This window comes from Pseudomonas sp. GG8, assembly GCF_052976945.1.
In genome coordinates, this window is the sequence record NZ_JBRIIP010000012.1 from 1 (window position 1) to 25799 (window position 25799).

The 25799-nt window shown below is 50.7% G+C and carries 5 protein-coding genes; all 5 read right to left on the reverse strand.

Features of this window, described 5'->3' with window-relative positions:
- Nucleotides 1-7841: 7841 nt before the first annotated feature.
- A complete protein-coding gene (locus ACVBEG_RS27020; protein WP_447108527.1) occupies nucleotides 7842-8006 on the reverse strand; it encodes a hypothetical protein in 165 nt (54 codons plus the stop codon).
- 4746 nt (nucleotides 8007-12752) lie between these two features.
- Nucleotides 12753-13001, reverse strand: coding sequence for a hypothetical protein (locus ACVBEG_RS27025; protein WP_447108528.1), 249 nt, complete (start codon nucleotides 12999-13001; stop codon nucleotides 12753-12755).
- Nucleotides 13002-16552: 3551 nt separating this feature from the next.
- Nucleotides 16553-17002: a hypothetical protein gene (locus tag ACVBEG_RS27030; RefSeq protein WP_447108529.1), complete on the reverse strand. Its 450-nt coding sequence runs from the start codon at nucleotides 17000-17002 to the stop codon at nucleotides 16553-16555.
- Between the two features lie 48 nt (nucleotides 17003-17050).
- Nucleotides 17051-17707 (reverse strand): hypothetical protein, encoded by a 657-nt coding sequence (locus ACVBEG_RS27035; protein WP_447108530.1) that lies wholly within the window; start codon nucleotides 17705-17707, stop codon nucleotides 17051-17053.
- Between the two features lie 470 nt (nucleotides 17708-18177).
- On the reverse strand, nucleotides 18178-18426 hold the full coding sequence (locus ACVBEG_RS27040) for a hypothetical protein (RefSeq protein WP_447108531.1): 249 nt from the start codon (nucleotides 18424-18426) through the stop codon (nucleotides 18178-18180).
- Nucleotides 18427-25799: the final 7373 nt, after the last annotated feature.

Genomic DNA, 25799 nt, shown 5'->3' on the forward strand with positions numbered 1-25799 from the left:
GTCGCGGTGGCTTAGGGTGTGGCCGTGGTGCCGGAGTCGATGGGTGGAGATCAGCACCGGGTTGCTCAAGGTGGGTGCAACCGGATCGAAGCACTGGAATTTGTCCGACCCCGTCGTCCTGTCTGATCGCCGGTCTCTGAAGCTCTGGTGGTGTGTGTGTCATCCAACATGTAAGCGATTTATGCATGAGAACGGGTTACTGGTAAACATGAAGATTTATTATGTAGACTTTAGTAAATGGTAAGACTAGCTGACCGTTGACACTGATGAAATGGACGCCGGCCCTCGTCGGGAGAGATCAGTGACTTGCTTGTCGTCGTTGTGGGTCATAAATGGATAGAGTGCTTGGCGGGCAAAGATTACTGAGGTTCTAGTCTATCCTTTGTTCAGTTGCTAGCTGATGGTATCTATTTGTGTTTGTACATTTGGGTACCATTTTGTTGTGTGTACCAATCTGGTATTTGGGGACATTGTGCTGGGTACTCTATTTCATTCCTGTTACATTAAAATGATGAGGAATGCCTTCTACCCTGCCCAGTAGCCCAGTCTATTATTAAATCACTTGTCCACATTCTGTTTCTTATCCCAGCAATGCCCATGTCATGGATATTTCTATACCCCTGTGTGCTGGGGATGCAACTGGAGTCCTTTGGTTGGGAGCTCATTGGTGTTCATGTTCTAAGAGTTACAAAATCAGAAATGGGAGATTGCTATGAATCCAGCCCCAGGGCCACATTTGCTGTTTGGGTGCGTGCTCTGTCATTGTGCTCTCATCTGGCTGAAGAGGTGATGAGTGTGCTGGCTGAGGCCTGTGTGGTGAATTGTTGGAGGGCCTGATTATGTGCACTGGTGACTGTCTATCTGCTTGGTGAGGTGGTGACCCTGCAAACTGGAAACCTATGTTGAATCTTGGAACAGGCCTAGTGGGTACAGCTGTTGCTACTGGCTGGGAGTTCTCTGAGGGTGATGTCACCTTCTGAGGTTCTTAGCCATTCTCCCACATGGTACTTAATCATAATGTTAGTGAAACTGACATGTTGTCTTCACCCAGGTATCTGCTGTGCCTCCAGATTCATCACCAATCACTCACTGGGTAAGTTTATATTCAGGTGATGAGTGCGGCCAGGTTTGATAAACCAGCCGACTCATTGGTGTCGAGTACAAACTCACTGTGGGATTGGTCTGGTCTGGTTACCTGTGCCACACCCTACCAGCAATTGGAATGTTTGCTATGGGTGGAATGGTGGATTTGGAGTGAGCAGCGAGCTGCCCCATGCCTGGCCGGGCCACGGTGTTCAAATACCCCAAGCTGACTGTTTTTTTGCGAGGACTGTGGCAGTGCTCCCCATGGGGCGGGATGGGATGTGTAGGTGAATAAGCATGACATGTCCCCTGGGCTCAGTCCTTGCAGAACCACTCCATGTCTGGGCTACGATTGTGTTGGCACCCAGTAGTGTGTTGGGGTAATTGATGGACTCAATCAGTGTTATCCAGGCCAATGCTGCCCACCAGGTGTTGGTGGTCAGTTGATGAAGAAATTGGTTACCTTATGCAGACTGGTCTGGCTGTTGGATTGGTTGCTATCTGGTGCTGCTGGGCTCAGTTCGTGCATGGGTGGTGATTAGCCCATGGAATTTGCTCCAGCCCAGCTGGGAGGCACACATCTGTGGTCTTTGTGGTGTCCCATCATGGTGCTGATGGAAATGTCCTGGCCACAGTGGCCAAGAAGATTCTCCACTGTCCAGTTCCCAGCTGAACTGGGATTGCCGTGACTTGGGGCCTTGCTCCAGGAAGCTTTGGACTGAGGCCAAGGACCTGGCTGCTTTGGCAAAGCCGTGCCAACACATTTGTTGGTGACAATGCAGACATGTGGCCTTATCCAGAACAGGGTGTGTGACCCCACTGTCGAGGAGTCCTGAGCAATTGTGTCTGGTTTTTCTACAGACTGGCTCACTGAGATGCTGTGGTGTTTGAGTTCCCAGGATCTACCTTTTGACAGTACCAATACCCGGTTTCACTTTGTCCTCACCACTGTCACAGTGCCATGAGATGTCACCATCCCACAAGCCCTTGGCTGCTGAGTCCTAAGTGTGTTAATGGCTTGAGTGAACTACTTCTCCATATCTCTTATTAAATGATTGTTAAAAATAGTTTATAGGTGACATTTATCTGTTATAGAAAATGAGTGACATGACATGTTGCAGCCCTGGCCATGGCCGTGGGGCCGGTATTGCTAGTCTGTTCAGCATGGAGGAGGCAAAGTCCAGGGCTTTATGTGGGTCGCATGTTCCAGTTGTAGTGGTTTCACTGTCGGGAAGTAGCATGACCATGGTTGGTCACTGGGCTGAGAAGATCTGGTTCAGCCCCACCCTGGCCAACCTCATTGCCTCCTTGGAATGTGAGTTCTTTTTGCAGGAGCTTCTCTCTATTGCAAAATAGGATGCATAAGCTGGGGCTTGGGGATGCCTTGGCTGCTATTCCTGGTGTGCCATGCTGCCTAGTGAATATGAAAGGGATGAGGGCTCCATCCAGGTACCTTATCATGATGAGCGTACATGCACAGGCTAGTGCCAGAAGGATGTAAATTGATTATTATTAGTTCTATGTTTGAGTTTGATTTATTGTGGTTTTCCATCCTTTAATCAGGTCCGTGTCCACTGACCACAGCCGTTTATTTCTTAACCAGGCCCAGCAACTGTCCTGGTTTACCCTATGGCTAAACTGTGAGTTTTCCTTTATTGTCTTCTTCAAAAACAATTGGAAAGCTTTGGGTTGCCGTGTGCTACAAGTGTGTGCACCAGATTTGCACACACTCACGTGTTGGTGAGAAGGGTTATCAAGCAGGTCGTGGTGGCTCATAGGCGGTGCCCCCACCAGAGAACATGTTCATGTTGTTGAATAACCTGGAATAGCCGGCACCATTATCCCATCCTGGTGTCAGGATACTGTTAAGGTGCTTGGTTTTAAATCTGTATTAGTAGCCATTGCCGTGTTTCCTCTTGCAGGAAAAAAAAACCTTTGCACCAAACTGCAAGATTGTACTGGTTGAGCAGCCTGCCTATTAACAATGGGGCTGTCAGTTGCCAGCACCTGTGCCACAATCACAAACACATCCGTGGAAAAATGTAGGTCACATACGTGCACCAGGGAACATCGAAGAAAAACATTGAATCAGCTCAGGAGGACGTGTACAGGAGGAACATGTGTCAAACTAAAGGATGTCAAGTGAGATAAAACCTCTCCATTCATTTCTTGAGTCATGAGTTCATGTGAGTTCCCTGTGCAGTCTGGAATGGAGTTCATGAAAGTAAGTCAGAAACCCTGAGCTGGTGGTGAGATTGATTTTTATAACAGCCAAGTACTCTGTTGAACTGAGACACAGCCCCTGATTGCATTCTGATGGAATTTGTGTCTAGGTAGTGCTTTCTTAGAGATCTCAGGCCTCTTGCTTCACCTCCAGGAGCAGTTCATCTTATGGGGTTCACCATGGTCTCATAGGCCAGGAAACCCTAAGGGTGTTGCTTTGGCCATGGTGTTAAGGGATTCTACCATTTTTCTGGGCTTGATGACCCTCTTGCTGTGGATGCCCAGACCTGTGCAAAGCCATGGACAGTTTGAGTACCAGAGGGAAGAAGGGAGTAGATGAGACATGGTCAGTACATTTGGGTCTCATGTACAGGCCCCTCAGATCAAGAGGTCGCGCTGTGGTGGAACTGCAACTGCCAGGCTCGGGCGGTTGGCTCAGCTGAATTGAGTTGTTTAAATCATGATTGTTTGTACCAGAACATCAGGCTGGTTACATTGTAATGTAGTGCTTCATGATTTGGCTGAGCCATGCCTCCACGCTGTTGCATATGCTCAGGTGCCAAGTACCGCGTTAGCTCTACCGCCCATCCACTCGGTGGATCATCCACCTTAGGCATTTGATTGGCTATGTGTTGATGTTGTGATTACTTCTTTTATACCAGGTTGCTGTGTCTGTCTGCTGCACATGCTGCTGCCAGAAGCCTTCCCATTCATCAACACCACGATGGTGGCATATCCGGTGGGGTCAGGAAGTGCTCCATTCAGCATTTTTTTTCCTGAGATGATACCCAGGGCCTGCTCCAGCCCAGGTGCCGGGCGTGCCGCGAGGTAGAAACAGAGCCATGAGTGCCATTTAAGTGTCTGCATTATTCAGTTGGGGTCGGGTGCACGGAGAGGATAGGATTTGTGGCAGCTTCAGCAGTGTTTCAGGTATTTGATGGTGTGATTGCTTTCCTTCATGGGAGCATGTCCACAAGCAGAGTTTGATCATGTGAGTTGGCTGTGGGAGATCCAAGAAACTGGAGCTGTGAATTGTTCCTTGGCTTTGCCATTCTTGATGGCAGAACCCTGAAGGGATTCCTTAGTCCATGATGAATGCTCCCTGCCCCATGAGGCTGTGAGGGTTATTTACCAGGTAGAGTGGAAAACGATTCATAAGCCCTTGATTTTTTGTTTTTGCTGTTTGTGCAGGAACATGGTGCTGCAAGGGAAGAGTGTGCTCACGGGGGTGCCTGGCCCTGGGGTCGCACGGCATTGGTCAGGGACATTTTCCTTAAGGCAAAAGGGTTTTGGTTTGGCCCACTGCCGCCACGACACTGCCTTCGGTTGCACCCGTTGGAAAACAAACAGAACCCGAGGGCCATCGAACTCGTTATACACGTGTACAGCAAGGCCTCGGGCCAGGGTTCCATACAGTGACCAGGCATCTCTATTGTGGGCATGACGAACATGTGGTTGCTATGAGCCGGGGGTTATTGGTACATGGTGATTGCCATCGTCGTTTGGCAATGCCGTCAGTGTCTGGATGGCATTCCATGTCCAGTACCCTTTATTGTGCTTCCATGTGCGAGCAATGACACGAGGCATGCAAAGCTGCTTTATTCTTAGTGGCCAATTCGGGTGAGGATCGCAGCAAACCGCAGAGACCACCGTGCACTCGGTCTAGGAATTCTTCATTCCAGTGGCCACTCGTCTGGAATTGTGTATTGCTTATGCCGACACTGTGCTTATGGATGCTGGAACCAGTCACTTTGCAATCCTGGCGGTGACATTTGGCGTGACGTCGTCGGCTGTATTTTCATGACGCTGTCTTGATTGATGGCGACTTGTTTTTCTTTGCATCTCAGGAATCGGCGTCGGCCACAGACTCTTTGAGTGTTGTGATAATTTGATCGGATGGTCGAGTTGCTTGCAAATAAGAATGTGAAGCCACCTGGGAACTGTTGAGGAAAAAGGGTTCAGGCCAAAAGCAAGCGGGCTGCGGCAGAACCGTGCCCATGCCCGTTTGAAAAAAAAGGTTGCGGTGCCGCCTCCTCCTGCCACATCAACGCAAACAAAAGGAACAGCAGAAGGGAAGCCTGTGTGGTGGTTTTTGGCCCAGGGGCCAGGGTTCAAATTGATTGATGCTTGTATTATAGCCTATGCGGAGAAGCCAACACCCCACGTCGACGGGTGCATACCCAGAGGTTTGTTGTTGTGCTGCCATCATCAAGGCCCATAAGGAGGCAAGTCATGAGCCTTGCCCAACTCAACATCCCACTGGACCATCATCTTGTTGAGTTAGCTGTTTGTTAGGTGTTGCACTGCTGCTGAGTTCATGCGCTCTTCTTTTTTGCATAAAGAACTTTGGATTGTCAGAATTCAAATGCCTTAGCTTATCTTGATTGTTTTGAAGACGATCGTGCTTTGGGGTGTGATTGTTTGACAACAAAGTCCTGTCAAATGCAATGTCCTGGTGGTTAGAGTAGATGACCTGTTGAATGAGTTGTCTAGTTCTCGAACCTTCAGAGGGTGAACAGGTAACTATGTGGTTGTGGTGTTTGGAGAGCATTGTGCATGAATGAGTTGATGCTTTCTTTTTTATATGGCTGATTTATTTGATAGGGTTGTATTGCAGCAAGGCAACCATGTTGCAGACTAGGGGCTGGGCATAATGCCCAAGCCCACTCCCAGCTGTGTGAGGCAACCCTCTGCAGCAGTGGCTTCTGGGTCACTTGGGGTTCCAGGGCCAGAGCCTGGGAGGCCAGTGCTTAACTATATAACACTTAGCGATCTCAGGAGCTCCAACCACAACCTGGTGAGCCTAAGAATTCAGTCTGAATTGGCTGCTGCTGCCCAGACAGTGCCCTGGTGCTGGATCCACCAGTTCCATGAGGTGAGAGAGTGAGAAGTCCCTGGAAGGGTGGACAGTGTGATTGCCTGGAAGGCTGTGATGTGGGGAGGGAGATTCAGGAGGTGATGAAATCTGCCTGGAGAAGTGAGCAAGACACTCTTAAGGGATAGCGTGTCAGCCCTCTGTGGGAGAGGGTGGAGCAGGGGTGCTGTGAGTAAACATTTGAGTGCCGTGATTGTCATGAGACATCAGATGACACAGGCAGTCTTCCTACTTGGCCAAGAGCTATTTGTGAGACTAGTGATTTAAAAAAAAATCAGGGAGCGAGATTATTGTCACTGATTGCTGTTTACATGTATTTATTTCACCATGGCATTATTGAGGTTGCTAACTGGTGAAGTGGCTTCAAATGAATTAAGGCAAATGGATGACTGAATTTATTTCCCAACATCTGTTTATTGTACTTGGGGCCACATATCACCTTCCCCAGTCTCTGCCTGGCCACAGTGTTGCAATACCTGTGAATGGTTTGGCCCGTGAGATACCTCATGTGATCAAACCAAGGCCAAGACCCTTATGGAGCGGTTTCCTAACCAGGGTTGGTGATAGCAAAACAGAGCCCACTCCATCCATGATGAATGTGTTTACAAACTTGCTCATCAGCAGATCACGTTCATCACATCCAGGTTGGTCTTATTGCCACTCAGGGTTTCCCTGAGGAAATGTTAAGTAGTGTCCTTTAGAGAACAGCTTGGTGCTCAGTGACCAGAGAGTAATACACGCCCGCCCCTGCTCCCTAAATTTCTGACATTGGTCTCCAACCCACAGTCAGTTTGGTGGCCATGAACCCTTAGATTCCTCACTGTGACTACTGGTCCCTACAGGCTCAGGATTGTGTGGCCAGGATTTAGAGGTTCTAGTCTAGAGATGTCACCCTGACTGTGTGTGTTTTCTACCAGTTCTCGGAAATCTGGACTTGGTGCAGATGAATTGGTGATTGATTACCCTAAAATGGTTATGAGTTGTGGCGAGAGTTTGTGATTTAGCATATTGACTGGAAAACCGCATGCCCAATGCTGTCTTTGACACCATGAATCCATGCTGTGGTGGTGAGATCTGACCCACTCACTGCGCCCCCATGAATCCTGGCCGTTGCTCATCTGCAGCTGCGTTGCCTAACATCTGGCCTGCTGTGTAGACAGGACCCCATCCACTGGGACACCTGGGTCACCAACTGAATGCTGCCTGGAGGTCATGCCCAGATTAGACAATGAACCAGGCCCAGCACCAGTGTCCACCCCTGAGCACCCTGCCCCCATCTGAAAATATTGATTCCCTTGGTGCCCATGAGCATTGCATTGCATTATCTTGACCCTGGGGTCAAGTGCTGGGACTGATGATTGGTGGTGTTAAAAATCAGTGCTGATGAAGCATCAAGCCCTGAGACTTGCTCACATGTCCACCGACCACACTCCACCACATGGCAAGAATCCTGCTCCTCCTCACAGGTGGATGGAAACGAAGGGGATTGTGGTTTTGTTGGGGAGAGTCATGTTTTTAGATTCAAATCCTGTAGAAATGGTGCAAAGAAATTGTTTTAGTTTTATATACAGTGATTTTTCATATGGCCGTATTGCTGGAGCCCTAATCATTTTTCTTATTAGGTGTACATGCAATATTGCCCTTATCAAAGTTAATAATGTCATTGTTCCCATAAATCTTTTGGGATAATGTGGTTGATTGATGAATAAATCCTTCCAAGGGCATTAGTCCTTGTCCATTGCTCCAGGAAAATCTCACCATATGGCTGTTGGAAATGATGTTTACCTGGTGAAGACCCAGCATTCAGGTGAGTAATCTGCTTCATGGGGCTGCTCAACTGGTTTCAAGCCCATGTGATGGGGAGGGCATCTTCATTATATTTGGAGTCCAGTAGCCTCCCTAGAGGATGAGTTGTAAGTCAGTTCTCCATTGTGGGACAAGCACACATCCAGCACTTAAGATCGATTACGTATGCAAATTGAGTAAACCATGAATCAGGAAATGAGATTTATATTGTTTGCTTCCGATCGTGTTGGAATTATTTTTGCCACTTGGCGTCCATAATGGTTTAGTGTACTTTATATGAAGTTATCCCCCCCCAGGAGTCATTATGTGGCATCCTGATATGTAAATTTAAAACCATGCAGCCTGTGGTGAGAATTGCTGGAAATTTGGATGTTTTGGTGGCTGGGCCACAAACGTGTTGGATATTTAATGTTTTCAAAGAATCGATGTAGGTTTTGTGGGACTGTCAAATTTATTTTTTGCTATGGTTGGTATCATTATTTCTTTTTCTGTTTTGTGGCTTTCTTGTCAACTGGTGGCCGAGATGTTTCTGGTTATTGATCTTTCCAGTGCATAGGTTTGACATGTAAATTTGTTACAAGGCCCCACCAGTGTCATCGCGCTGTCTTTATTAATTGTTTGTGGCAGTGTTTGGGTCGGTGGATTGTATTGCGAACACTGGAACCCGGGCCTTACCTGGTGACCGCCTGCCAGTGTGTTGGAGCGTTGCCAGCATTGGAATTGATTTGTCATTGCTAGCTGTCCATGTCCAGTTGGTGAAGATTATTGATGTTGAGTTGTTACAAAATTGTGCCTTAACAACAACGCCAAAGTGTCTGTGTACAAATTGGAGGATCCCTGTTCCTGGAAGGCGTGGTCCTGCCAAAATGGTTAGAGGTTGTTGGTGGATGATGATTATATGTAGGCATATCCGTGACTGTGATGTAGGAGACCTGTCCGAATAGCGGGGGTGGAGATGTATATTGCTTGTGTTGGCGGAAGGGGTGTTGAGATGCCGCAAAGGTATGGGCGCGCATACCGGGTGAGTTATGATCTATAAATGCTGTCTATGGTATCTCAATGCCATCATGCTCACATATGCGGGAGACTGGGATGGGTTATTGCCTTGCCATTGTCCCACACAAACATCTGACATCATTGTGATGCTTGTGTGTCTGTATGTGTGTGCGCACACCCCTTGTTGTTGTAGTCCACCAAATGACTGTGAAGAAGGCCGAATTGGCTAAGCATTGGCCTTTAAATCCCAGCCCACAATTGCAAAGAATTGTTAGGGTGTAGGAGTGTCCCAGGATGTCATGCATATCCAGGTGGCCATTATATCTCGGATCCATATGACTGGTGTTGTATGGTAGAATTAAAACTGGAAATATCATGCTTTGCCCATCACCAAGCCATGGGAATTGATTTATGTACTTTATCCATTTCCATCCAATCTGGGCACTGCCGGTCCCTCCCCAACAAGCCCGGTTTGACTGGGGCTGGCGGTGCTGGGCACTATCCACTGTCTTGGATGTGTGTTCTGTGGGAAGAGGCTTGGTGTCTTCACTCTAAGTGCCACACTGCTCCACATGTCCAGAGTTGTCGTGTTGGAATGCCCAGACTGTGGGCTGGACCTCATACCACTCTGTCCTCCAGGCCCCTTGATGTGCCCCTGCTGGAAGACACTGCAGTGTTGCTGTGTGGTCATGATTGTGTGGTGAGTGACCGCGCTGTCCATGTGGGGATGATGCTGGCCTGCTGGGCCCAGCCAGTTCTCCATGGCAGCTCACCCCTGCACACTGGTCCCAATGCCCACTGGGGGCTGCTTGGTACCCCTGTTGGTGCCACGGCACTGGTCCCAGACAGGTGGGTTTTGCGCCATGGCTTCCCCTTTGCTGCGCCACGGGCTGAGGCCCTGCTGCAGCGATTGTTGGAGAAGGCTGGCTGGCCACTGGAAGATGTCTGGTTCAGGCCCAATCTGGTGGCGTCGGAGGGCAGGTGAAGAGTTCGCGAGGATGGTGGAAGTGATTGGTATTGGTGACATCGGAGTTGTTTGGCGAGAAGGGCTGCTTGTGTTGGGAGCTCCCTGGATGATGATTGATCCCATAACGGTGAGGTTATTATGTTGCTTTAATGATTTCATGATCCTCAAGACCATTCCGTAGTGTGAAGTGGGCCTGGCCGTGGATATGGCTGAATGGTCTGGCAACTCTCTATGTTGGTAATGGCGGGTGGTAGTGTCGGAGCAGGGGTGGAAGTGGGTGCATTATCTGGCTGTTCATTATCATTTACATGTGTGTCAGCTAGCACACACGGTGTGTTCACATATGGTGAACATCATGAGTGTTAACTGCATTGTTGGAAAACGGCGATGCCAGCAAACTCCATGAGGCTGTAAATTGAAAACTTTTTGCTGTGGACATCAGTCACGAGAGAGCACACAGGACGATTTGTGGCACATACTGCGGGGTCCCATCCTCAAGGTGGTCATGCTTCAACTGCATATTGAATGCCAGGCGGTTCGCGCCCTCTGAGCCATCTGCCATGTGGGCCCCAACCATGGTGGCCCATGCCAGTAGGACTGTGTTGACCTGTGGGTACCTGGCCGACACAGGCAGGCCCAGCCTGGTCCTCATTGTATTGAAGCACTTGCTGGTGATGCTCAGTGGGACCAGTCTGAGCTGCCAGTGACTGGGCAGTGGTTGGCACAAAGTTGCATCAGGCCCACACTGTGCTGATGCTGGCAAATGGTGCACTCTGTCCCATGAGGGTGCTTTCCTGACAGTGTACCTGCACATTCCAGCTGGAGTGAAGTGCTGTGGACATCTGCCTCCATGATCAATGTGTTGTGGTGCTATTGCAAGTGAATATCCAGATTGTCCCAGATTGCTAGTCTGACCACTGTGCATGGCTGGAAGCACCAGTGCACATGCTCCATGCTAGTTTGCCTGAATGCAGTCATTTCATTGTGGTTTGACAGGTGGCTGAGCCTAGGTGTCACCCCCTCAATGAATTGTCCATCATGGTGCCTGAGATTGTGCAGCCTCAGTGCCCGCAGACTAGTGTTGGCCACCTTGTCAATGAGTTGCTGTCAGCATCAGTGTGGTGTTGTTCAGGCTGACAGCGACTGTTGTGTACCACACACTGTGTGCACACACACACACACACACACACAAACGCCACCCATAGAATTCTGCCTCCTTAACAATTGCTTTGGCAGTAGTGTTGGCACCAGCGGGCTCAGCCGGGTTGTGAACAGCCCCACAGAGTGCAGGCTGCCAGAGCATGAGTGAGTGGATCGTGGTTATTGCCAGGCTGCAGTTTGGGGTCAACGGGCACCATTGTCCACATTGTTATGTGAGGGACAAGGGCATAATGCCATCTCGACTTATACTGTGTTGCCACAACCGGTTATATTTGGTCATGACCTCCATGTTGCTAGTCATTTCCAAAATGTGTCAGGGCAAAAGTACCCATCCCTGGGATTTCCAGCTCGTCATTGTGAGCAAGGACTTGCCAGTAGCTGTTGAGCATGTCCATGGCTCTCTGTGTTGAGCTGGCCAGAGAGATGATGTCTGAAGAGATCCATAAGACTTAAATCTACATGTTGGACACTGGCCTCATCTCACTGTGCTAAGTGTGGAGGGTTGTTGAGCAGTTGGGGTCCCCATGCCATTATAAATCCCTGTGGCTGTGCCAGCTAAATCTTAGGTGGCTGGAATTATGCTATACCGGCCATGTTGCATTGTGAGCTGCTGTGTGTGGCCAGTCGGGATGCTGCTGCCACCCGGGTAAATGGCGCCCATGCGTGAGCGCCAGAATATCATTGCGACCAGTGGAGCGCGAGCCGTCCACTCATCGGAGCTCTGGTGACGGGCATAGCCCTTGGCCAGGGAATGCTGTCCATGGCCGAGTCGGGGATTTGCTGAAGGCATCGTCGTAGTCGCGCTTCACCGGAGCTTGGTGTCACATGGTGGCGAACGAAAACTCCGCCTCACCGCCGACGATCTCAGAGCCAGGGCGCAGCCACCAGCCTTCATTCGACACGCGGGCGCCAGGGATGTTGCTGTGTAGTCGAGCAAAATTGTTTATTTCTTCTTGCGGGTTGGGGTTGGGGCTGAGCTGTGTCAACCCGGTGCCACAGCCAGAGTGTTCAGCGGAGGACCACAATCGGGAGAGTGCTGTGGCCGCAGCACAGTAGCCAGCATGCAGGCGGCCAGGACCGACGCCGGTGACAGGTGGTGGTGCTCTGCCTTGTCTGTAGATCTATGCTGAAGGGTGAGATTTGCTGCTTGTTCATTGTGCAGTGGTTGGGATAAAGTATAGAAACAGGGACACAAAACTGAGAGTTTAATATTGTGCATGAGATTTCTGTGGGACACTGAAATTGGTGAAGGTAATATTATGAAGCTTAGCCCTTCAAGCCCCCATCAGCTGAAAAGTATTGCCATGGACGTGATGTGTACAGAAACATCATTCCTGTCTGTGTTCAGGGCCTGTGAAAATCAGGGGATTGTGTTTCAGCTCGCTGTGGTGTTGTCTCTGTTATTGGATGCTGACACAGCCCTGTGGATTATTCAGGCACAGTGAGTGATTGTTTCTATAAGTCCTGCCCCATCACCTCTGCCCCAAGTTCCAGTGCATTATAGTAGGTGAGGATTTTTTTTGCTTTTGCTACAGGGATGGCTGTGTTTGTTGGGCAGTGGATGTGTCCTGTACACAGATCGCCGTGGCGCAGCGGTGGTCACCGGCCGCACGGACCGGGAAGTCCAGTATGTTGAGCTTGTCAAAGGGCGTGCAAAGCGCTCGACGGTTTGGCGTGCCCGGGCTGTAAACCGCGAATGCGCAGAGGAAATTGCGGGCGGCCGGTCACCCAGTATTCGATGTGGTTGCTGAAGGCCTGGATGGCGTCGTGGAATTGCTGGCCGAACACCACGACCGTCAGCCGAGAAGCATCGTCACCGCCGAGGATCTGGAACAAGCCTGAGCACGTCGAAGTACGTCCCAGCTCGCGATGCCGGCGTCTCTGCAGCAATTGGTCGGCACCTCGAAGCGCCCCGCCATTGCTGGCCGACAAAACCCTGGCTGAGCTGTCCGGCGGCGGCGATCCGTCGAACTCTCGCTGGCCGAGGTGTCATTCGCTCCCCCGTCCTGCTGCTGTCTCGTTGATGAAGTCTCAGTTCATCTCTGGATATCTGTGATATTGGCTTGGCTTGAGATGTCTTTGACCCTGGGCTTCCAGGGTGTGTTCTGTTCATTACCCATGCACCCTGGTCCTTTTGCAGAGCGGGGCCTGACTGGGATCCCAGCCTGGACGGTGGTGGGTCCCATCCAGATTGGGGACTGCTACTATGCCAGCTTCCTGTCCATAGGAATCAGCTTCCCTTTGCTTAGCAGACTGGGTGCCATGATGACTGTTTTGTTTCTACATAAGGCTAGGTCTGGTGCAAAGAGAGTTGGGATTGTGTCAGGGCAATCTCAAGGCTGGTTGAGACTGAGACCAGAGGTTGAGACACTGTCTCAAAAAAAAAAAAAAAAAAAAGTTGTGTGTGAATGAATGGTGGAGTGTTGTGAACAGTGTATGGGGAAGGCCAACATTCAGCTGGGACACATCCCACAGTTGCAGAGCAAGACGGTTTGGATGCGAAGAGTTCTTCCTAGCCATTGTCCTGTGGGCTGCCTTGTCCCCACATCCAAGGATTTCTCCATGGTCCTGGACGGCTGAGGACTGAGTTTGGTCTGTTGGCTGTGACTGAGAATTTTGGCAAGACCACCTTGTCTGAAGCCTGATGCTCCATGTCCCTGCACCCTTGGAAGGCACTGTGGAAGTGTGTGTTTGGAGAACCTGGCCCATTTGATCAGTTGGCTACATGTGACCCCAGCCCGATTTGGAACAAGAACCCGGAATGATTCAGACCTGCCGAAGGCTCTGTATTTCTCCATTGATATCACGGTCAAAGCCGGACTCTAAATTTAGCTATCTGGCTGATACTTCCTGGTTCAATGGGATGCCTCCCCGGATGCCAGAGTGGAAGTGCATTGTCCGTGTGTGGGAGTGAGGTGTGTACGTGTTGGCTGGCCAGAGATGGGTTCACAAGCAAGCCTAGCTGCTGGGTCCTCACCAAGGGATGAACTACCTCATGTGGAAAACCTTGAACCTGTTAAGAAGGGCTGTGTCTATGTTGATTAAGGTACTTGTGTTGATGGCTGAGTCATGAACCCGGGCATCTTGATAATGTTGTGACCAGCACCTTGTGTTGAAGCCAGGAAGGTTGGAGATGCTTGGTGGGCTTATCAGGAGCTTGGCTGGGTCATGGCTGGCTGTGTGTGGGTGTGACCGAAGCAGGACCGGGTGTATAGTTAATGGTGATGTGGTTGTTGCGGGCCATGCTGTGTGCCTGCCAACAGACCAAAGCCTTACAAGAGAACTGAGCCAGGAAGCTGCAAATGCCTGACCTGGAAAGGGCTGCTGTGCAATTGATGGACGTCCAGGGTGCAGTACTGCTGCTCTGGATACTGTCCTGAAAATGGTCATGTGGCTTCCATCCAGCGTCCCAGCCCAGCACTGTGGCAGTGCTGGCCAAACCCTGCAAAAACCAGCAAGTGAGATTAATCATTGCTGGAGTGCTGTCAGCTAAATTAACAATGTGATTCTGTCTTGCTCAGCTGAATAGCTGGTCATCTTGGGTCTCTGTTGACTCAGCCCATCTCCCTGCTGCTTGATGCGGGCTTGCATGGTCTTTCAGTTTGATTCCGGTTGCTGCAGGGTGCTTTAGGTGCATGGGTAAGGTTACTGTATGTGTGACTGTGGAGGTTGTGGGCCGAGCGAGCAGAAGCAAACGCCGGATGTGTGACTGCCGCGTCAGATACCATTGAGGTCCAGAGCCCGCCCGGCCAGTCATGGATCTCCTGTTGGTGGTGGCCATAGGGGTGGATATGTGGAATTGCTGAGTCCCCACTCCCGTGGCTATCCAGCTCCAAGACTCTCAATTTAATTCTCTCTCTCTGGGCTGTTGAACTGCTGCTGTTGCAGTTGGGAAAGTTGAATTGGGAACATTGCCACCAGCCTCACCTCACCTGTTCCAACCATATGCACCAGGTAGATTTGGCTATTGCTGACTGTGAGTCTGCTAAAGTGCCTGGCAGAAGCATGATTGTACTTTGAGTGAAGGCTGCTCATAGTGACCAAGCTTAGAGGTTTGGGCAGACCTGCACCAGGAGTTCCTCAGGCATTGTGATAACTGTAAGTATGGGCCTCTTTACCTGGGCTGGGTGGCTGAAATCTAGATCATACTTTGTGAGAGATGAACAGCTGCTCTGGCATAGGGTTGCTCACCTGTGCTGCTGCTTGCCTGTGCCTGCCACCTTGCTACCAGAGTGGCAAGACTGCCCTGTGGATGGGGAGTGATAGACTGCTGACATTTGGAGAACCCCACCCAGCCTGCCCCAAGAATTGCTGCATGGGTCACAAGAGCTGCCAGCCCCTGGGCCACCACATCACTGTGAGACGCAGCCACCAACGTCTGTGTGCCCGGGCCGCATCCCTGGTATGGATGCTGTGTCCTGGCCCCTAACTCACTGTGTGAGCCCTGTGAGGACATGAGTCTATGGCCGGAGTCCAGGGGCCACTCCAGCCACGTGTTCCAGGTTGAAGGGCGGGTCACAGTACCATCCCTGCCTTGGGTACTGGGTGATGTGGTGATCCTGAGCCACTGAGATGACATTTCTGTTTTGTTAGGTGCTGCTCTATGAGATTCTGCCCGGGCAACGGGAAGCCAGTCACAACTCAGTTTTGAAGGCAGTAAAACTTATGTTATAAGCACATTGAGTGGGTGGCCATAGGGCTTATTGTGTCATCGCGTGAGATTAAATAGCGGGAAGGCACTGCTATGCTGTGCCACCGTGCGCCACGTGTACGGGCTGGAAATTATTGGTGCCAAAAATTAATGTTACTTTAAAGGAATTGTGTTGCTGTCCACTTTTATTTATTTCATTTGCAACACTGTAAGCTTGGACACCATCAGCGACGGTAGGATGTTTGCGTGCAGCATTTTCCAGGTTGAGTTGTCGTCATAATGGGGCACCTACAAATTTCCCCATTGGAGAAATCATCACAAAATGGTGTGATGGGTGCCATCAGAAACCATCATGTGCCCCCAGCACTGTCCTGCTTCATTGTGTTTTGTTGATTGAGCATTGTGAGGATTTCCGCTAGTGGTGTCACTTCAATCAAAATGGTTAGAGATTATATTGATGTTTGCATTGTCATAGAAGGCTTATATCTGATGACATGTTGTGGTGTGTCTGTGTATTTGGCGTTAGCATTGATGTTGCAAATGTTCGCAAACCCATGGTCTCCCAGCTGACGTTTGTTGTTGCTATTGTTTTGTTCAGTTTCCATTGTGCACAAGATCCAGTTGAACGATTTACACGAAGGCAGAGGGATTACGGGCTGAGGCTCTTGTCGAAGAAGCGTGCAATCACCGTTTTGTATTGAAATTCCCAATCACCAGAACTAGTTGTTGAATACAAACTCTTTCTCAATGTGTACTGAGTCCCCATGGAGTTAGTCCGTCTTCTACACCATCAGGGTACTTGTTTGAGCGGCGACGACGAAACGACAGCGGGAGAACGACTCATTGTCGGCGCCGACATCACCGAGTTCGTCTGAAGAATTCTGAAGTTGCCGGAACGCAAAGTGGTGGCGGGTTCCTCGAAGCCAAAAACGAAATCTTCATGATTTTCAAGACCTGATGTTCTCAGAATTCGTCGGCTTATCAAGCGGCATCGCCCTGGCGGTGGTTTCGAGACGTGCCGGCAAGCCACCGCGTGATGTCCAGCAGCGCCAAGGTCGGGTTGGCCTGGAATGTGGCCATCAAGGATCGGCGGCACCGCGTCTGCCAACATCATCGGCGCCGACAACGCCTGCACATAGTAGCCTATCGCGTCAGGCAAGAAAACCGTGCTGAAATACATGCTCTGAAAGTCGGTGCTGTCGATGCGGTGGTTGCCCAAAAAGCGCCAGCCGCGCTGCATCCATCGAACGCGCCATTTCCGGCGAGTTCGATTTCAAGGCTCGAAGGCTCAAGCTGGAAACTGGAGCAAGCTCAAGCCAATGCCATCAAGCAGATGATGGCTATTTACATAAATCGTCCAAAGTGTCTTGAGGCCAACGACAGGCTGCTGACGCACCCGGTGCCTGGTTGCAAAAGTAATCACACGATTGAAAGTGCGGAGTCTTGCTGGGACAAAGCGCTGGAAATCGAAGAGCCGCCGGCTTGCTGAAAATGGCCAAAACCGGCTGCGCATAGTTGAATATTGGTCTGTTCCCTGAGACGGAATTGAGAGGAACTGAAGAAAAAAAGCCAACAATGACGATGAAGTTGATAACAGTGAAGGAAGCAAGGCGGCGGTACTCGGTGCAGGCATCATGGCGGCGGCATTGCTGATCCAAGCCGGTGCAAAAGGCACGCCGATCCTGATGAAGGAGATCCCGCGAGACGACGATTCCAGACCGGGGCAACTGAAGTCAATGTTCGAGCGGCCGGGTACGGTTGTCTTCATAAAGGTCGCCCTACCTCGGCGAGATGGCTGCGGCCCTCTACTGAACTGCTTGACTCGGTGCTTGAGGGCCATTTCGGTACCGTCGACTTCGTCGTCGAAGCCGTGGTCGAAAACCCGAAGGTCGAGCAAGCTGTAGACCGGGCTGAGTCGAAACCAGGTCCAGAGGAAGGCACGCATCTGCGTCGACACCTCTCACCCATCTCCATCTAGTTCGTTCTCGCGAGGTCCTCGAGCGTCCGGAAGACTTGCTCGAGTCACCCTCAAGTCCGCGCGCACATGACGCCGCGGGTTGAGCTATTCGTGGTGAGGCATCCAGTGAGTCGCGGTTGCTATGAGCTGTGGCCGACGCCAAGAAATCGGAACAACCGGATCGTGGTCAGTGACCGCCGGGCTTCGGCTGAACTTGTTCTGTTCCCGGCACTTTGTGGTTTCGCCAAATTGGTTACATGCTGGTGGTGGACTTCGTCGCATTGCAGGCGCCACGGAAGATCTGAACGGGTGAGCGCCCGCTACCTGATGGGCTTAATCGTGCAATCGACAACTGCCACCACGGCCGCGACGTCATGGTCAAAGGTTTCCCTGACATTGCATGAAGGAATTATTGTTGTTCGGCTATAGACGCGCTCTACGAAAACGAATCGTCTGGGTCAAGAAGAGCTTGTAAGCCGTCCCACGCCTACGAAGTTGCAAAGAAAGGCAAGCCGAGAAAGTCGCCGACGACCGGCTGTGTCTTGAAGTATGAGCTGATTGTCGACCAGCAGGCGCGAAGTGTCCGACCACGACATCATCAGCACGAACTGGTTGATGATTCCGTTCGTCCTGGAAACCGGGCCACGGTCTGGAAGACCGGCATCGAAACGGCCGCCGAAGCCGAACACCGGGTCGATCGACGGCATCGTGTTCCTCGATTTCCGTGGCCGGCGCGCTGCGCCGCCACATCGACCGCGGGCGTCGCTGAACTCGGTTCGCGCTGGGCCGACAAGGTCATCCTGGTGGTGGCGGGTCACCGACCGCGAAGTCGGCCACACTGCGAACAACGGCCAGAGCTTCTTCGGTTAAGCGCCGACGATTGAGAGGAGTTTATGAAGCTTGAATCCGAGAGATGTCGCGAGATCGTCGACTTCGGTCGCACTCCATGGGCCGCTCCAAGGTGGCATGCACCCGTGCAATACCGGCGCTGAACAGATGTCCGCGATGATCACCAAGCTGCCTGCAAGCTGAAACGTCAAGGTCGTACCGCGAAGTCGAACACGTACTGGGCGTGAAACTCATACCCGCAAGCAGGGCTGGAACATCGCTGGCATGGTCGCTGCTGACGCCTATCCCGCACACCTCGGCGGACAGTCAGCCGCCTGTGTGGCTGGTCCATGCTGCACACTGCTGCGCAAGCGATCTACACCACCCGGGCAACGGTGACGTGTTCGCGTCGCGGTGTCGAGCACGGCGACGACGAGGACTCCAACGATGGCGCGGGCATCCTCAACCCCGGACACGTCCACACTGCCGCATGCGCGACGAAGACTTTCGGGACGAGACTCGGGCTGACTGGAAGAAACGCCAGCCGGAAAATGCAGATGGCATCACCGTGAGTGAGCTCAGCTTTGTGTGTGCTTGGATCAGCTGGGGACACAAGGCCACTGATTGAAGGCAGTTTGAAGGACCAAATCATCCCACTAAAGGGAATGACCAGAACCAGCTTCTGAAAACGTTCCATGATGACTCAGACTATTTGTCCAGAAAGCTAGATCGCAGAGCTGTTGTCTTTAAGCTGGGATTCATGCACAACTGCTGCCACAGGCTATGTGATGGCTGGGGCATCTTCCTCTGCATATTCATCTATGTGTATTGTGCATGTATCCCTGTCATGTCCGGGCACAAGACCAATGTTTATACCTTGGCATCCAGCTGACTGCCCTGTCATCCCATGGCAATGGGAGTGTTGGATTGTGATCCATCCGGCCAATTCCACAGCTGGCACGAAAGGGAGGTCGAAACGTGCCGGTTCTGAGCATTGCTGATTTTATTTTTGAGTTGAACGAGCTTTTCGCTTGCAGATGCCCTGCCAGTGCCGTAAACAATTTCGGTTCCTCGAGATCAAATCAGAAGGTTAATGCAGATGGCCTGTGTGATTGCTTGTGTTATTGATTTGGGTGTCTGTGTGGCATCTCGGGGGGATTATTGTTTATGTTATAGGCATAATACGGTGAATGGGTTTAACCCACCAACTGCCTTAGGATTGCCCGGTCAGGGCATTACCATTGTCCTCCAATGTGTCTCGAGTCTGTCTCGAGTGATCATGCTGGTCTTGTGCCCCTGTTTGTTTTTGCAAATTGTTTTTCAGAATCTTTTATTTTTGTTTTGGTTACAGGGCATAGGAGCATGGAGTCACAGCCAGGACGTGATTGCCATCTCAGGGCTGAGTACCTGGGTCTCCAGTGTTGCCCACACTCTGGAACCCAAGGAAATGTGGCATTTATATAGATGATACTCTATGGCCATTATGGCCTGTGGGTGTGGCCTTGATGTCCCCTTGATCTGTTCAGTTTATGTGGTAACAGTGCCTCTGTCTCTGTCTTGATTTGTTTATCCTGGATATCTGTGTCTTCAAGGCCTCTGACTTGCCAGATTGTGAGAGCCGTGCTGCACCTCACCTGATTGCCATGATATATAGTGGGTCTCTGCACAGGATGACATCCCTGCCTTTCATTTCAGAAGTTCCAGGGTTTTCTATCCACTTGGCAATTGTGGTCATTGTGGAATCCCCTGGTTAATGCCAAAGCAGCACATCCAAACAAATAATTGGGTCAGACGTGGTGAAGTTGAGTATCTGCTATATCCGTATGCGCATGAGCGGTTCCTGATGCCAGCAAGCGCGAAGCGTGGACAACGCTGTCACGCCGGGCTTAGACTGGCCTCAAAAAAAAAAAAAAAAGCCAAAACCACCAAACTGTCTCTGTGCATGGGTGTGTGTCTATCTGGATCACTGCCCAAAGCCAAGTCAAACGTCGGGAAAAAGAAGGCGGTCCAGGAAGCTGCTGGGAAGTGTGTGAAGGGATGCTGACATATCCATCCCTCAGAGGTCACTCTGCACGGCGGTGGAGGGGGTAGTCATTGCCGGGCACCTAAGCCATCGGTGACGATAGCTGCTACAAGTGTGTGGCATTTTTTATGAAAATCACCAAGAAAGCGATTCAGGAAGGGTTTCCTCCAAGTGGCTAACTGGACATCCATCTATTGTGTCACACCCAGCAGGCACATGTCTATGCCTCCTCACGGTGTTGTGGGTCACTACGGCTGCTGCTGCAGAGACCTGCTGTGGCTGTCTGCAGGGCTGTGTGTGAGTCCGTGTTTGCTGTGAGCTGTGGTGGGAGTGTGAGTGTGAGATCCTGTGTGTCTATTTCTTAAGACAATATTGCAAATCCATGCTCATTTGGGTACATATCACCTCATCAGTGTGGAAATGCCACTTTGAAATGGCTTGTGAACTGCTTTTGAGCCTGTTGAATGAAACCCATGCCATGGCTGTGTTAGGAGTTGAGTGACCGAAGCGACATAGCATTGTCTTAGTGAAGCAAGAGCCCATCAAGGCAGCCAGAGTCCTTCTGCTGCTTTCATATCATGCTTCAACTGCAAATGCTTGCGAATTGCCTGGGCTCTGGGTGGACAGAAACCATGATGACTGCCCAGTGTTTGTATGGAAGTGGTTATATCCATGTATGTGTCCATCCCTTATTAACTGTTAGTCTGATGTGATCATCATGGTGACAGTTACATCCAAATCAGTTGCAAGAAGTACCTGTCAATATCCCTGAATCAGCATGTCACAGGAGCAAGAGGGTGACAAGATGCATGAGTGATTTGCTGCTTTGATGTCAGCACCACCTGAGCAAGCTGATGGTATGGACTCTTCAGCTCCTTACAGATCCACCAGCTCATTGTGTTTATACTGTGTTGTGTCACCTCACTGTGTAGTACCTGTTCATTACTGCTTATGTGTTGCTGCTGGTGTCTTCCAAGCTGTGTGGCCAAGGCTGCATCCTCAAACTTGATGGAGCCCACAATCCCTGTCACTGAGCGTTAATATGGCCTGAGCTGGCTCACTCACTCGATGAATTGCTGCAGATGGCTCAGGGTGAGAGTTGCTGAGCTGAGCAAGCCCTGATCCAGAGTCAGCCACCTCACTCCAGCTGCTGTGCACCACTCTAGCTAGTGGTCAAATAAATGGAAAATGTGATTGGTAACTGTTTATTTACTAAAGATGATGGATCATTTTCATTATTGCAAGCAGATTTGGTGGGCTGATGTTGTGTTGCATATCCTTGTCTTTATTTTAAAAAATGGGTGATTGTTATGGGTGCTTGTTGAAAGCTTTCTCTAGTCTGTGATTATGACTGGCTTTACTGCCCTGGCACTGTAACAGGTCTCTATGATGATTGTTACTAAGGTCAGTGTAGTGATTAAAATGTGTCCAAACTGAATCCATCTGCTAGACTCCAAGAGAGTTGAGCCCAGGTCACATGGATGTGTGACCGAACCCCAGCAGCCGGGTGACTCCACCGCACATCCCTGGAGCTCCTGGGTTCCCTTCCCTCACACGCGGGGAATCGCGAGACTTGTGATCCCGACGCCTGGCAGGGACTTGAGCCGGGCAGTGTGGTGAGAGGATGGAGGCTGACGACGAGACCCATCCTGGCCAAAATTGCGCTAAAAAAAAAAAGGAGGCACCGACCTTAGAGGTGAGTTTGTGAAATCGTGAAACATCGGTGGCACAAACTGACGTTATATTTGGAGCACGGTGATGATGTGAAAACTGGCTGGATGGAAGAAAGCTGCACATCTGTGCAGAATACCTATTGTGTGGGCTCAGATGTATCGAGAGAGGGCACAGCACCATTGTTGGCACTGAAATGTACGTGTGACAGTGCCGAGTGGAGTGCTGACATGTGTGGTTGAGATGAGACTCAGACTCTGTTGTTTCTGTACTTTGTGTTTGCATGCAATTTCTGCACACATCTGCAGAGACACACACACGTGGACACAGTTGTCCAAGCCTGGTCAAAGTGGCTGGTTGGAGAGATGGGTTCCTGTGAGAATTGTCCTGATAGGTCGTAGAATGCCAGAGGTGGTGACGTTGCATCCCAGCATGACATTTGGGTGGGATGTGGTTTCTGCTTGTTCCTGTCTTTAGCCTTCACAGTCCGTGAAATCGTTATACCTGTGTGTCTGCCTGGCTAGATCGATATATTTGTTGCACAGAAGGCTTAAAATTTATTTCTTTTTTAAAGACCACTTCCTCTGTGAAGACGAGACCGCCCACCCGGTACCTGGTGGTGGTGATTGTTACTGGCACAAAACCAAGGAGATGCAATCAAGTGGAGCAGCGACATGCTGGTGGTGTCTCGACGACTCCTGCAAGGCTGGAAATGGTCGGAACAGAAGCGAACGGATCCATCTGATGAGTCATGATCTGTCATGTCTATCATATTGTCTGGATGTCGGCCTGCCTGTGTGAACCAAGGTGAATTGTGTGAGCCAGATTTGCTTTGAGCCGCGAGCGGCTCCTTTGTTGCGTGGTGGAGATGGGAGATGATGAGAGGCGCCCCACTGGCGGATGCCCCATACCCGTGTATCAATCAAATATCCATCCGCCTGGCAGGGGCTCGGCCCCGTGAGGAACCTGGCAAGACCCAGGAAAGCTGCAGACGAGTCACACCGCCTGTGCTCGGTTTGACAGGTCAGAGGGCGCCAATCTGGGTCTAATTCCACCTGGTGCACTGTGATCTGTCGTCTGTCCCTTGTGGTGGTCATGGAGATTGGTGACCCCTGTCCCCGTGCCGCCCTCCCCAGCCACGCGACGCGTGGCAGCGGCGCGCGAATCTCGAGGAACGTGCGTAGAGAGACCATCGGGTGACACCCGGAATGGCCGAGCCCATCGGAGCTGCACACAAAGCCGGGCGGCCGTGCAGTCGGCCAGCAGCGACAACGCGCTGTGCCGGATGGATGAGCGAGAGCTAAAGCCAAGGGTGAGGTTACGACCTCACCCAACCATCATCGCTGTGTCAGTCCTGTCACCAAACCTAATCCCTGAGGTTGGGGTTGCTAGGAATCTGAAATCTTGTGTCACTCAGAACTCTGACCTATTTGTGAGTTCTTTTTTGCTAAAGGGCCTGGAAGCCAAGGTCATTTATTAATGGGCCAGGGGCTGAGTCAGAGGACAGAGAGATGCTGGAGAGACTGCTGCCTTCTGTGGAGACAGATCCGCATGCCATGGTTCCTTTAGAAATTCCAGACGCCTGCCCAGACACATCTGCTCATGATTCGAATCGTGCCGTGCTGACTAATCGATGGTTTTTGTACTTAATCTCTGGATCTCTGTCATATGAACAAAAGCCTTTTTTGCAGAAAACAAGGCAGATATTTAGTGATAGCCATTATATATGTTGTATTTATTTCTGCTGGGTGCCTTGCAAAGTGACCTCGTCATAGGACTACTGCCTGTGTGTCTCTCATTTCATCATGGTTGATTTCTTTAGCTGATCTATATTTACTTTTTGTGATTACCCAAGTTCTGGGTATATGTATGTATTAGCTGTTTGGGTGACTGGTACTCAATTGGGTTGAGTGAGCTGCACAACGTGTGTGCCACCCAAGCCCAGAGCTCTGCATAGGGCGATCGCAATGCGTCGTGCTGTGTGTTGCATAAGGGTGTGACCGGTTTACAGTCACCCACACTCACCTCTCACATCCACGAGCGAGGTCGTATAGGCCCGCAGGGAGCTGTGCCATCAGATCAATGAGTGAGTGCATCCTGGGCTGACGCCGAGCTCCCTGGAAAACGGTGCCAGAAGGTTCAGAAACATCGTGCTTGGCCGCTGTGACCTGGCCAGGACCACATTTTATCAAGGGATCTGTCTGTGTCCCAGGGCGGTGTCACTTCTCTTGAAGGAGTGGGGGCCTGTGATGGGCTGAGCCATGGATGTCTCCTTGAACAGTGGGGGTTGGTGCTTGGGCTGTGGGTGTTTGGAGAACCCAGAACCATCCAGAGTGGTGATTATGGTCTTGCACCACATCCAAGCTCTCCATATCCCATTATCTTTTGAATCGATTCATATGGTGGTTATTAATCTCGGGGTGAATAGCTACACCTCCCCCACCAGTCTTGACCAATGTACTTGTTAAGTGATTAACTGTCACTTCATCACCAAATCCTGTGCCTACACTGTCATCTGACTGTTGTGATCTCTGACCACCAATGTCATGCAAGTCCAAGTTGCCATCCAATAAAATTATGCTTCATGTCAATGACCAATGCCAACAAATAGTTGTGTTGGTACTTGAAGAAATGGGTCGAATGTTGCAGGACCCTCTGACATGTTGCTGTGCCAGAATCGGGTGCCAGCGGGCAAATGCAATCATGCATTGGACTGTTTTTCCATTCTGCCCTCAAAGCCCTGGAACTCCATCCCTGTGAGGTGAACCTGTGTCATTCCCATGAAACCGTGCCACAACCTTGCAGGTGTCTTGCTGCATCGGCGACTGAAGCCCAGTCCCTGAGCCATCACTCCCGTACCGCGTCTGTGAGAGAGCTGTTGTCTCCATAAGTGTCTTGGATGGAAACCCAGAATCTCAGCTGGGGTGTGTGTGCCAGAGTCTTATTCATGATGATTGCTCTGTCTTTTTTATAGAGTGACTGGGATTATATACAGTGATTGTGCTTGGGTAATTGTCCTTTTTACTCTAGTGGGTGGACGGTGCATAAAGGTGTCGGCAGGTGTCCTGAGGCAGAAAGAAATCACGTATGTGGACAGGCCCCTGGTTATAACTATGAAATGCATGACTGGTCAGCCATAAATGAATGGTAGACTGAGCAGCTGGGCTGAAAGTGAATGTTCAAACCAGTGTTTGTCTCAGGCAGAAAGTCATGGCCCAGTCGGAAACAGTTGAGAGTTATCTGAGGCTGCTGAGCAGCTGTTCGCGGGAAAGGCTTTGCCGAAGATTGTGGTTGATCACCAGCAAAGCCTTGGTCAACCTGGCCGTGGTGGTGAATTATCACTTTGGTTGAAGAAGGCCCTGAATCCACTTGCCCCTGTGCTTCCTCGTCTGTTCTGTATCAATTCATTCACTTAGCACAATGTCTGGCTCACCAGGCTGAGCCTCAGCATAAACCCACACTTAAAGCTGCTAAACCCCTCACAAGCACTGTGTGTGGTGACAGCCGGGGCTGTAACTGTTTAATTTCATGTGACTGTGTGGGTGGCCTTGAGCCCAG